Source organism: Paractinoplanes ovalisporus (assembly GCF_016834655.1).
Lineage (GTDB): Bacteria > Actinomycetota > Actinomycetes > Mycobacteriales > Micromonosporaceae > Actinoplanes > Actinoplanes ovalisporus.
On sequence record NZ_JAENHP010000035.1, the window covers coordinates 80,239 to 91,947 of the forward strand.

The following is an 11,709-nucleotide window of genomic DNA, read 5'->3' on the forward strand; positions in this document are numbered from 1 at the left end:
CCGGAGGGGAGAGTGCCGCCGGAGCACGCGTGTGGCAGGCAGTGCTCCGGCGGCGGCAGAGAGGGTTCAGCGAGGGTCGTACGCCGACGTTGAGCAGGCGCTCGTGTCGCAGGTATTGCCGCACCCGTCGCTGGTGCTGCACATCATGATCACCAGGGGCGTGGTGGACTCGACCACCGTCATGTCGAGCTCGAAATCGTCGTCAGTCAAAGGCTGGTCGATAGTGGGACTCTCGACGACCGCGGTAGGCGGAGCCATGGACATCACTCTCCTGACAGGTACGAAGGAATGGTGCGAGGCCGCCTGGCCCATGCCCGGTGAACGGCGCCAGCTCAGTCGAGCGCGGGCCAGGAGATCGTGACGGAGCCGTGGTGCTTGTCCAGGACAGCCGCCTCGGGCGGAATTCCAGATCTGTCAACGCCGACGGGCCAGTATCCGAATTCGGGTTCGGTGCCACGGCCTTCGCGGTCCCAGGCGCGGATCTGCTCGCAGAGCGCGGCAGCGGCCAACTTTCCATCGCTGCCGTACGCGCGAGCGCCGAACTCGACGCCGGCGCCATCGAGGTCGGGTCGGACCACTAGATAGGCGAACGCCGCGCCGCGGACAACACCGAACGGGAACCATCTGCCTCGCTCCGAGGCCACGGCGGTTCCTTCATCCGCGGCGAGCAGACAGAACCCGGGCATATACCAGGCCAGCCAGAGGTGGAGGGACGCGAAGGAGACTCCATGACGGATCGACGCACCAGACCACACGTCTGTTCGCTCCGTACCGAGCACTCCGTCGAGCAAGTTGACGTCGTCGGGGATTGTGGAGTCGAAGCGCAGTTTTACCTGTTTGCCGGTGCTGTCGGGCAACAGGAAGACCCGCTCTGCGTGCTGCCCCGCGCCCTGCATCGAGACGAATCCGGCTACCGCCATAGAGGTGCTGACCAGATGGTCGCCGTCGCGCCGGAAACAGATCGTCCGCGTGACACCGTTCATGATGAGCGGCACTACAAGAACGCCGTCCGGAGCAAGCTGTTCCAGCCACGCTGGCGCGATGTCCCACGCACCGACAGTCACGATGATCGCGTTGAACGGGTCCTCGCCGAGTAAGCCTGCTCCAGCATCGGTGGCCAGAACCCGTACCCGATTGCCGTAGCCTGCCTCATCCAGCAGGCGACCAGCACGGTCGACGACCTCGGCATCGATGTCCACGCTGAGCACGTGGCCCTTTTCCCCCACGATCTCCGCGATCATCGCAGCGTTCAGGCCGCCGCTGCCGACCTCCAGCACCCTCATTCCGGGCCGGAGACTGGCCTGCTCCAACATCTGGGCCTGGATGTAGGCGGCGGACACTGACGAGATCGCGACTCCGTGCTCATCGCGTTTGGTGACCACCGAGTTGTCAACGCCGTACGCGACCTCCAACGGCGTGCCAGCCGGCATGAAGTGCTCTCGGCGCACCGCCAGGACAGCTTCCTCGACCGCAGCCGTGGTGATCATCCCGCTCTCGCGCAGTCGGGCCACCAGGTCCGCTCGGGAGCTCCCGGCGGCGTCTGACGTCGACGCAGCAGGGCCAACCAGAGAGCGCTGCGAGCCCGCGGCCGCGGAAGGCACGTCGGCGGAATCAGTCACGGTGAATCCTTTCTTAAGCCAGGCCTCGATTGATAGAGACTTCGGAACATCAACAGGCTGGCTCGGCCTGTTTGAGCAACATGCGGTCCTGAGTCCGTCTCCACAATCCGGCAGGTACAACGAGCATGGAACGCCAAGCTGCCGGGAATCGAGCGGGAATCGGGAAGCACGGGCGGTCGGGTTTCCCGGTCGCGCCGGCCGATACCGGTGAAGGATGATGGGTCGGTGCGGTTGCTCATTCTTGGCGGAAGCTGGTTCCTGGGTCGCGCGCTCGCCGAGCGCGCGTTGGCGAGCGGCTGGACGGTGACAACGTTCAACCGCGGTGAGTCACGTTCAGACCTGCCTGGTGTTCAAGCGGTACGTGGGAATCGAGAGCGCCCAGAGGACTTCCAACGGCTGGCCGAGCACGGGCCGTGGGACGCAGTCGTGGACACGATCGGCTTTGTTCCCGACCAGGTCCTTGCCGCCGCGACAGCGCTTGAGCCAGCCGCACAGCAGTACGTCTTCGTGTCATCCGTAAACGCCTACGTCGGGTGGCCGAACGAGCCTCTCGACGAGGCTTCACAGCTCTTTGAGTGCCCTCCCGATGCCGGCGCGGGATACGGCAGCGAGCTTGGCTATGCCGGTCAGTACGGCGCGTTGAAGGCCGGCTGTGAACGTGCGGCGGAAGTCGTGTTCGGTTCGAGTCGAACCACGGTGCTTCGACCGAGCGTCATCCTTGGGCCCGAGGAGTACGTCGGCAGGCTCACCTGGTGGCTGGCGCGTGCGGCTCGTGGCGGTGAGCTGCTTGCGCCCGCCCCCGCGCAGCAAGGCATGCAGCCCATCGATGTCCGCGATGTGGCGGCGTTCTTGGCGCTCTGCGCGGTCGATCGAAAGCCCGGTGCTTTCAACGTCGCGGCGCCGATCGGTCACGCGTCGTTCGCCGCTCTTATCGAGTCCTGTATCGATGCGACGAAGGCAGACACTCGGCCGGTCTGGGTCGATCCAGATTGGCTGATCCAACAGGGGGTCGAGCAGTGGACCGAGCTGCCCCTTTGGCGTACGCAAAAAGGTGTTTGGGCCGTGAACACCTCACGGGCTCAGTCCGCCGGTCTGCGTTGCCGCGCGTTGAGTGACACCGTCTTCGACACTTGGGCGTGGATGACTCGGGGAGGCGCAGCCGTAAGAGGGGAAGGAGAGGCTTCTCGCGCGGCTGACCACGGCCTATCGCCGGAACGAGAAGCTGAGCTACTGCGCACGTGGCACCGGCCGGCGCTCTAGGCAGGCGGCAGCGCGGGCATGCTCGGCCGACCGGCCGAGAATCCTTGCGCCAGCTGTTGCAACTGCTGTGCCTCCGTCAACCTCTGCAAACTCGGTGCCGACAACAGTGCGGTCAGGCGGTCGAGCCGACCGAACAAGCCGGTTCTCCGTTGCTCAACTGGCATGTCCCACACGGGCCGGAGCGTCTCGTAGGTGCGTGACACGGTTTCGCTCTCCTCGCCGGGCTGTCGGGTGAGGATTTGGCAGCTTGCCAGGTCCAGACGCACCTCGGCTTCCAACGCGGTCGAACAAGCGTCAGACTGCTCAACAGCATGAAGCGCGGTTTCGGCCGCGCCCCTCGCCTTCAGCGGCAGATCCACCTGTAGCCATGCGGTGCTGGCGCAACGCGCTTGCTGTGGCACGGTGAAGCCGAATTCGCCGCCGATGACGTCATGGAGATCGTCGGAGCCTTGGACATGTCGCGCAGCGTCAGCGTCGCGTAGCGCCTGGCCCACTCGGTCAGGATTGCCGCTGTGCGCCCAGGCCCGGGCGAGGATGCAATGCGCACGGACGGAGGCCACGCCGACAGGAGCTAGGTCCACCGCCGCGAGGGCGTAACCCACAGCATCGGCTGGTCGTCCTGTCCAATAGGCAATGGTGGCTTGCATTCCACGCGCATAAGACAGCACGCCGGCATGACCAATCATGTCGCCGTATCCATAGGCGGCTCTGGCGTAGCGCCGGGCGGCGTCCCACAGGCCAAGGTCGATACCCGCGCTGGCAAGTAGCGCGGCCGTCTGCCCGGCGAGGAGAAGGAGCGAAGTTTGTTGCGCGGGTCTGCGAGTGCGAGTCATAGCAGCAAGAACCCGGTCGTGAACCCCTAGTGCCTCAGAGACCGCCGACGTCGGCGTCCGCAGCGTGAAGCCGCGCGCTATCTCAGCGGCGTCCTCGGCAAGCTGCTCGATCGTGAAATCGGGGATCACAAACGCTCCTGACTCCATTGCAAAGTCGCTGCTCAGGCGTGCCGTCTCGGCGAAACGACCCAAGAATCCAGCGTACGCTCCGGGCGTCGTGGAGAGCATCGAGCCTGCTGAATCCTCATCTCTGTAGGCAAGGATGTGTTCTGCGGAGCTCTCGTTGCTGTTCGGGCTGCGGGTCTGCAGAGGTACGGGGCCTCGGCCGTCGTGGAGGCCGATTTCGGCATCGGTCTCTACCCTGAGTGCGATGCGGTATGCGTCACGTCGAGGCTTTCGAGGGAATGTGACGACTCCCCGCTCGATCTTGCCGATGTCGTGGGGCGTCACGAGATACCCGGGGGCCAAGTGGGCGTTCACGGCGTTCGCCAAGGCCTCCCGGCTGCCGTAGAGACGCTGGCGAGCGGCACGGAACAACGCGTTCGGAGTGTGAGCGGAGCTTGTCATGATCTCTTGTCACACCGACCCGTCATCAAATTGGCGTTGGTGTATCCGGGTCCACACTAGCTTCCTGTCACGGCTGAGCGTTCGTGCTGATGAGCCTCCCGGTCAACGGTCGAAGTCACCGTCCTTCGCTCCGCCGACGAATGCGTCGAACTCGGAGTCGGTGAACGTCAGCGTGCCGAGGTCGGGTCGTTTGGAGTTTCGCATCGCGACGCCGCCGGCTTCGAGGTAGCAAACCTCCACGCAGTCCGAGCCGCCGCCTGAACGGCCCGACTTGAACCAGATTCCGCGAGAGCGTTTCGTGGCTGACATTTCGTCCATGGTCATCTCCTCTTTGAGCATGCGTCGGCCGCTGCGGCGAGATGTTCGACGGAGTCGGCCGGGCTGAGTGCGACCCGCTGCAGTTCATCAGCGAGGTCGTTGTAGAGGGCTACGTCGTGGGTCTTGTAGAGCAGACGATCCTCAAGGTTGGTGTCAACGTTGATGACGACCATCTCGGCTGGACACGTATAGGAGTAACGCGAGAAGGCCGTACGCGCCTGAGCGTGCCGGCTCAGTCGCGTCACGAAGGGCAGGATCCTTATCGTGACGGAAGGCCGGTTGAGTGCGGCTCCGACTAGGTGGTCCAGCTGCTCGTGCATCACGGGTGTCGGTGCCGCCGATGTTCGATGCAAGACCGATTCGTCAAGAACGACCTCAAGAGGCGTTGCGTCAGCCCCCGACAGGATGGACTGGCGCTGGGCGCGAGCCTCGAGCATGCGAGCTGTGGAAAAGCGGCGGGAGTTCGCCGACCGGTCGGCGTCCGCGCGGACGGCGGCAAAAGCTTGTGTTTGCAAGAGCCCCGGGATGAGAAACGGCTGAAACTGGAAGATCGTCTTCGCGCCGCTCTCGAGGTCAGCTGTGCGGGCCTGGCGTGAGCCCATCTCGTCGTCGAACCGTTCCCACCACCCGGGTCGGGCTGATCCCCGAGCCAAGTCCATGACCCTCGCGAACCGGTCGTCTGCCACCTTGAGCTGGCGAAGCAGCGTCTCGATGACGGACGAGTCGACCCGTCGGTTTGCGGTTTCGATATGGCTGATCTTCTGACGTTGAATTCCTGTGGCCGCGAAGAGGTCGTCACTCGTGAAACCCGCATCCCGGCGGATGTCGAGCATTTCTTCCGCGAGTCGCAGTCTGCACACATATGGACTTACTCTCACGGTGAACCTCCGATAGCCGGACCGGAGCCGGTTTCCTGCAGGGGCGTTGAGGCGGCCTGGTCAGCGTAACTCAAGTCGTAGTCGTGAAATCGGCGCCGACGCGCCCTGGATGACTCGTATTTCCTGCTCAGGGCGCATTATTCCCCGTGCATTCCCGTCGAGAATCCCGTCAAATTCCCGAGAAGGTGCCTTCACGGCTATGTCTTATTGGGTGATCGTGGAGCAACGCAATCGATGGCGCTGGCTGTGTGGACAAACAACACGGCCAAGAATTTTCCATTCAGAACCTGCCACCATCGCCTCTCGGGAGTTTGAGGATGACCCTCCAGCTTGGCATTGCTTGTGACGATGCCTGCACATGTAGAGCACCAAATGTTCTGGTGAGTGGTCTGACTCTTGCGGCGGCGGTGTCAGCATGAGTCGGGGCTCCACGCTGGCCCGGTATTCAATGGGTGGTGGTGCGTTGTTCACCGCTGCCGTGGTGGCGAGTTCGCCGCAGACGGTGCTGGTCGGTGGTATTCCGACTACCTATCAGCGCACCGGTGTGGCCGGCGTTCCGCTGTCATTCGTGCTGGTCATGATGGTCGTTGGGTTGCTGGTGGTGGCTTGTGTCGCGGTCGGTGGTCATGTGCGGCACGGCGCTCCGTTTTACGCGCAGCTGGCTCATGGTTTGAGTCCGTTGGCGGGGTTGGTGGCGGCGGGGGTCGCGTTTGTCGGGTACAACGCGTTGCAGATTTCGTTGTATCCCCTGCTGGGTGTGACCGTGGTCGGTCTGACGGGCGTCGGCACGTGGTGGTCGTGGGCCTTGGTGGCGTGGTTGCTTGTGCTGCTGTTGGGCCGGTATCCGGGTGCGGTTGGGGCGAAGGTCCTTGGTGTCTTGCTGGCCCTTGAACTCGCGGTGATCGTGCTGTTCATCTTGGCCGGGTTTACCCACCCGGCCGCAGGTGGTGTGAGCACGGCGGTGTTCGGGCCGTCGCAGCTTCTGGTGGCCGGTGCGGCGGCCAGCGTGATCGTGTTTGCGGTGGCCGCGTTCGCCGGGCTGGAGTCAGTGTTGGCGTACGCGGAGGAGGCGACGTCGTATCGGGCGGTGGCTTGGGCCGCGGGGGCGGCGGTCGTGGTGTGCGGGTTGCTCTACACGCTGGCGTCTTGGGCGTATGGCGTGTGGCTCGGTCTCGACAATCTCAGCTCGGCTGCTGGAAAGGACGGCAGCCAGCCGCTGGTTCTGCTCGGTTCGGTGTTCGGTGTCGGGGTCATCGACCTGGCGACGGCGTTGCTGGTGACCAGTGTGCTGGCCGCGATGGGCTCGTTTCATGCCACGGTTGCCCGGTACGTGTTTGCGCTGTCGCGTGAGCAGGTGTTGCCGGCGTCGTGGGGGAGCAGGAGCCGCGGCGCGAAGGGCGGTGCTCCGGTGGGCGGCAGCTGGGCTCAGGCGATCACGGCCGCGGTGGTCCTGGTGGGTTTTCTTCTGGCCGGGGCGGACCCGATGGCGGTGGTGTTTCCGTGGCTGTCCACGATCGGCGCGTTCTGCATTCTGCTGTTGCTGACGGCGGCGAACTGGTCGGCGTTCCAGTTCTTCGACCGTGGGCTGGGCCGGGCCGAGTCGGTGTGGGTGCGGCGGGTGTTCCCGTTTGCCGGCGGGATCCTCGGTGTGTTGGCGGTGGTGTTCATGGCTTCCAGCCTGGGTGCCTTGCTTGGCACCCGGCCCGGGTCGGGGCGGCCGTGGCTGGTCGCGGCGCCGATCGTGGTGGCGGTGCTGGCCGCGTGGGCGTTCGGGTCGTGGCTGCGCCAGGCCCGGCCGGAGATCTATGCCGGGGTAGGCCGTGGCGTGCCGGACCCGGCCACGGTTCTGGACGACGATCTTGAGGACATCGAGGTATGAGCACCGTGACCTATCCCCGCGATCCGCAGGATCAACGGTTGACCGACATGCGGCCGCGACGCTTGGCCGGAGCCGGGCACCGCGCCCAGCTGGATCCCGATGATCTGCAGGCGTGGCAGCAGCATGATCTGCGATGGCAGGCCTTTCACCGGTTACGGCTACTCAGCGTCAACCACGGCACCCTCGCCTGGCAGCGCAGGTTTCGCGCCCCGATCGCCGCGTACGGGCTGGCCTATCTGTTCACCCAGCCGATCGCCGACGCGACACCGGACGACGCCCGGCAGACGCAGGTGTGCGCCGCGACCCGGTTGTGGAAGGCCGGGCCGGAGTCACAGCATGTGGTGCCGCTGTTGTCAGCGCTGATCCACCAGGTCCGCGCACGTGATCCGCGCCGCCCGTGGGACCTTCGGACCGAGATCGCCAACCGCGCCGACCAGGGCATGAATACCAACGCGGTGTATTCCGGTCTGGGGCTGTCGACGCTCGACACCTACACGAGCAGTTTTGCGGAGGTATGCCAGACCGCCAACAGCGAACTCGACGTGCCCGGCGGCATCCTCTATGTCGCTGGCGGGCCGGCCGGGTGGGCTGATCAGCGCGTGATCGTCGCGGACCGGCGCGGGGCGAGCGAGTTGAACGTAACCACCATTCACACCCACAACGGGCTGAGCCGGTTCCGGCTGGACGCGCCGTACCCGTTCGCCGAGGTCGCCCTGCACACCCTGTACCAGGAATCCGGCTCCGGTGAACTGCTGCGCCTGATGTGGGACCTCGACCAAGCGCTGCGCGAGGCCGACGAGGCCCGCCGCCACGCCACGAGCAGCCCGCAGAACCGGCACCGGCGGCCGTCATGACCCTCACCGACCTTGTCTCCCCTGCGGTCCGGCCCGGCCTGCCGTTGAACGTGCGCGCTGCATTGCTGGGCTCCGAGCTGGCCGCCGATCGGCACCTGCACCTGGCGTTCCCTGGCGCTACCGACCGCACCTACCCGGACCTGGCTGCTGTCCTGACGGCGCAGTTGCTCAACAACGTCGGGGACCCGTGGACCTCCGGGCACGGCCGTAACCACACCAAGGCCTACGAGGTCGAGGTCGTGCGCATACTCGGCGAGCTGTTCGGCGGCGACCATCGGGTGTGGGGATACGTGGCCACCGGCGCGACCGAAGGCACTCTGCATGCGGTCGACGAGGCCGCGACTGCGCTGCCCGACCTGGTCATCTACGCCTCCACCGCGGCGCACTATTCGGTAGTCAAAGCCGCCCGGCTGGTGCGTGCGACCTTTGTGCAGATCCCCACCGACCATCGCGGGCGGATGAACCTCACCCGCCTGTCCTTTGAACTGAGAAGGTTCCGGGACCGGCCCGCCATGGTCGTCGCTACCGTCGGCACCACCGAGCGCGAAGCCGTCGACGACGTCGCCGCCATCGCCGGGCTCTGCAACGACTTGCGCATCACCCGCCGCCGGATCCACGTCGACGCCGCTCTGGCCGGAATCCCTCTGGCCCTGCTCCCCGCCGACCAGCGGCCGGCCTTCGGGTTCGGCGCGGGCGCCACCAGCCTGGTGATCTCCGGCCACAAGTTCCTGTCGACGCTGATGCCGTGCGCCGTCATCATCTATCCGCAGCGGCCGCAGGCCTCACCGGCGGAGGTGTCCTACATCGGGGCGGCGGACACCACCATCACCGGATCCCGCTCCGGTCACACCCCGCTGCTGCTCTACTGGTCGCTCACGGCCGACGGTGGTCTGGATGCCCACCGCCGTCGGGCCGACCAAGCCCGTGAACTTTCCGCATACACCTACGATCGGCTGTGTCGGCTCGGTTGGGACGCATGGTGGGAACCACCCGCGTTCACCGTGACCTTGACTCAGCCCGACGTGGCGTTGCGGCGGCCATGGGTGCTCGGCGGTGACAACACAGTAGGCCGAATCATCTGCATGCCTGGTCTGGAGAAGACCTGGATCGACGAATTCTGTACCGATCTCGCGGATGCCCACCGGCCCTCCTTGACTGTTCCGATTTCTCGGCGATCTATCGCCCCCAGAACGGGACCGGTGTCATGAGCCGGGATTTCCGTGGCGATCGATGGCGGCGGCTGCTCAAAGAGCCGGTGTCGCGGCCCGCGGCAAACCTTCTACGACCTGTGCCGACCGCGCTTGCCACGCTTGATCCCGTAGCGGCTGCGGCGGATCCAGAGGTTATTGCCACGGCGATCGTTTACGCCCGCCGGGCTTCGGCCGAGCCAGAGGCCCGGTTGATGTGGGGTCGATATGCCTACACAGCGGCGATTCATCTGTGGGGACCAACGCACCCAGTCGCGCTGCGCGCTGCAAGCATCTATCAGCGCGTGGTGGCTGAGCAGGGGTTGACGTTTGACGCAGTCCGGGTCGCTGAGGATCGCCTTTCCGCGTACGAGCTCCTTGGTGATCCGTGCCGGGAGTTGACCGGTCGCTGCGCGCTCGCGGTGGCGTTGCATCGTGACGGCCAGTGTGACCTCGCCGATGAACACATCACCGTCGCGTTACGCGCCTGGTGGGCCAGCCCTCATGGATACGGGCACGGCCCAACCGTGTTGCTGAGCGCGGCAGCCATCTTCGCCGGCTGCAACCAACTCAACCGGGCGGCGCAGGTCCTCATCGATTCCGCCGCCCACCTTGGCCAGTTCGATGGCACTGACCGGCGTCAGGCCGCAGGCTGGCTGGCGACCATCACTGCCACTCACCCAGGCCGGTGCCTACACGGTTCTCGCGCCGGCCGACCCTCTGACGATGTCGAGGCATACCGCGAGTTCTGGCTGACCGTCCTGCACGCCGCTGGCGCTCGAGAAGGGACCGCCACGCGGTCAACTCAGCCGACGGACCGTCGGACGACTAGCGAGGTACCAGAATGAGCGACAGACCTCCGTTGGACGTCAGCGTTCCGAATGCGGCGCGGCGCTACAACTACTTGCTCAGTGGTAAAGACAATTTCGCCCTTGACCGCGATTCAGCCCATCGCATCGAGAGATTCCTCCCGGCCGTCCGGGTCGCTGCCAGCCAGAACAGAAAATTTCTCCACCGGGCCGTCGAGTTCCTCACTGAAAACGGTGTCACCCAGTTCCTCGACGTCGGTGCCGGGCTGCCGGCGGTGGTCAACACCCATGAGGTGGCGCAGCGCATCAATCCGTCAGCCCGGGTCGTGTATGTCGACAACGATCCGATCGTCGCCGCGCACGGCCGAGCCTGGCTCGCTCCTCCCAATGGCGTCTGTACCGCGATGGTCGAAGCCGACCTGCGTCACCCAGCGACGATTGTCAACGACCCGGACCTGCATGCAGTGCTCGACTTGACCAAGCCTGTCGGCCTGCTGCTGGTAGCGGTCCTTCACTACCTGGCCGACGGGGACCAACCCCACAAGGTGGTCCGGCAGTTGATCGATGCGCTTCCCGTCGGTAGTTGGCTGGTCGTTTCGCACGGCACCGCCGACCTGCTCGAACCGGCACTCGCCGACGGCGCCGACATCGTCGTCAAACAAGCTGGCATCCCGATGGCGCTGCGCAGTCGAGATGACATCGCCAGCTTTCTCCAAGGCCTCGAACTCGTCGATCCCGGCCTTGTACCCGTCCAGCGCTGGCGACCCGGCGATCCGGTCCACATGGTGCCGGCAGATACCGATGTCGGCATCTACGGCGGAGTTGCCTGCAAGCACGAGTAGCTGCGTTCAGTACTTAGCCGCGACCGGTACCGCTATTGCCGGGGCCAGCGACGTCACCCCACTGACCGAACGGACCGAACTTTTTTCATGCGCGCAATCCGCGAGATACGTCTGCGCACCGCCGGGGTCTTCGACACCACGATCACCAGCAACGCGCTGGCGCCTCTCGTTCACCGCAACCAGCTTCTCTGGTCGCTGCACCCGCCGGCGAGCCTGCGCACGAACATCGCCCGCGAGTACTTACGGACCCTGTCCGCTCACGTCACCGTCAAGACTCAGGTAGCCGAACTCGACGGCGAAGTCATTGGCGCGGCTTGGTGGAACTCCTGCACCACACCGGAACATCCTGAGATCGAACTGACCATCCCCGGCGCTGAACACAACCCTCGCGTCGCTGCTGCTCTGCATGCAGTGCTTGCCGAACGGCACCCCGCCCAACCGCACGAACACCTACTGCTCGTCGCCGCTCGCAAAGGACTGCGGACGCTGAAAGTCGGCCAAGCTCTGTTCAACGACGTCCGCCTTTCAGACGCCCCTTGAGTTCCCCCCGGTTTCCGGGAGCTTCTCAAACATGATCGACTGATCATGGGGAGGAAGCATCTGTGGCCGCACCGAAGAAGTACCCCGACGAGCTGCGAGCACGGGCCGTGCGCTTGTATCGCG

12 protein-coding genes are annotated in these 11,709 nt (G+C 65.3%); 7 read left to right on the top strand and 5 right to left on the bottom strand.

Features of this window, described 5'->3' with window-relative positions:
- Positions 1–66: 66 nt before the first annotated feature.
- On the bottom strand, positions 67–210 hold the full coding sequence (locus JIG36_RS48810) for an FxLD family lanthipeptide (RefSeq protein WP_236049951.1): 144 nt from the start codon (positions 208–210) through the stop codon (positions 67–69).
- A gap of 122 nt (positions 211–332) precedes the next feature.
- Positions 333–1,619, bottom strand: a complete 1,287-nt coding sequence (fxlM, locus tag JIG36_RS48815; protein WP_307873224.1) for a methyltransferase, FxLD system — start codon at positions 1,617–1,619, stop codon at positions 333–335.
- Between the two features lie 225 nt (positions 1,620–1,844).
- Between fxlM and JIG36_RS48820 the strand changes: the two genes are divergently transcribed.
- The gene (locus tag JIG36_RS48820) at positions 1,845–2,879 is read left to right on the top strand and encodes an NAD-dependent epimerase/dehydratase family protein (protein WP_203383777.1); all 1,035 of its coding nucleotides are present in this window, start codon (positions 1,845–1,847) and stop codon (positions 2,877–2,879) included.
- Here JIG36_RS48820 and JIG36_RS48825 read toward each other — a convergent pair.
- From JIG36_RS48825 to JIG36_RS48835, 3 genes are all read right to left on the bottom strand, one after another.
- A complete protein-coding gene (locus JIG36_RS48825; RefSeq protein ID WP_203383778.1) occupies positions 2,876–3,904 on the bottom strand; it encodes a hypothetical protein in 1,029 nt (342 codons plus the stop codon). The genes JIG36_RS48820 and JIG36_RS48825 overlap by 4 nt on opposite strands.
- Positions 3,905–4,381: 477 nt before the next feature.
- Positions 4,382–4,618, bottom strand: coding sequence for a DUF397 domain-containing protein (locus JIG36_RS48830; protein ID WP_236049953.1), 237 nt, complete (start codon positions 4,616–4,618; stop codon positions 4,382–4,384).
- Entirely contained in the window at positions 4,600–5,430 is an 831-nt protein-coding gene (locus JIG36_RS48835; protein ID WP_203383779.1) for a helix-turn-helix domain-containing protein, read from the bottom strand. Before JIG36_RS48835 ends, JIG36_RS48830 begins: the two co-directional genes overlap by 19 nt.
- Positions 5,431–5,938: 508 nt before the next feature.
- Between JIG36_RS48835 and JIG36_RS48840 the strand changes: the two genes are divergently transcribed.
- From JIG36_RS48840 to JIG36_RS48865, 6 genes are all read left to right on the top strand, one after another.
- Complete coding sequence (locus JIG36_RS48840) at positions 5,939–7,354, top strand: APC family permease (RefSeq protein WP_203383780.1); 1,416 nt, start codon at positions 5,939–5,941, stop codon at positions 7,352–7,354.
- On the top strand, positions 7,351–8,208 hold the full coding sequence (locus JIG36_RS48845; RefSeq protein ID WP_203383781.1) for a hypothetical protein: 858 nt from the start codon (positions 7,351–7,353) through the stop codon (positions 8,206–8,208). Before JIG36_RS48840 ends, JIG36_RS48845 begins: the two co-directional genes overlap by 4 nt.
- Complete coding sequence (locus tag JIG36_RS48850; protein ID WP_203383782.1) at positions 8,205–9,416, top strand: pyridoxal-dependent decarboxylase; 1,212 nt, start codon at positions 8,205–8,207, stop codon at positions 9,414–9,416. The genes JIG36_RS48845 and JIG36_RS48850 overlap by 4 nt, the downstream gene beginning before the upstream one ends.
- Complete coding sequence (locus tag JIG36_RS48855) at positions 9,413–10,243, top strand: hypothetical protein (RefSeq protein ID WP_203383783.1); 831 nt, start codon at positions 9,413–9,415, stop codon at positions 10,241–10,243. The genes JIG36_RS48850 and JIG36_RS48855 overlap by 4 nt, the downstream gene beginning before the upstream one ends.
- Positions 10,240–11,046 carry an SAM-dependent methyltransferase gene (locus tag JIG36_RS48860; RefSeq protein ID WP_203383784.1) on the top strand — a complete coding sequence of 269 codons (807 nt, stop codon included), beginning with the start codon at positions 10,240–10,242 and terminating at the stop codon, positions 11,044–11,046. The genes JIG36_RS48855 and JIG36_RS48860 overlap by 4 nt, the downstream gene beginning before the upstream one ends.
- Before the next feature lie 87 nt (positions 11,047–11,133).
- Positions 11,134–11,586 carry a hypothetical protein gene (locus tag JIG36_RS48865; protein WP_203383785.1) on the top strand — a complete coding sequence of 151 codons (453 nt, stop codon included), beginning with the start codon at positions 11,134–11,136 and terminating at the stop codon, positions 11,584–11,586.
- The last annotated feature ends 123 nt before the right edge of the window (positions 11,587–11,709 follow it).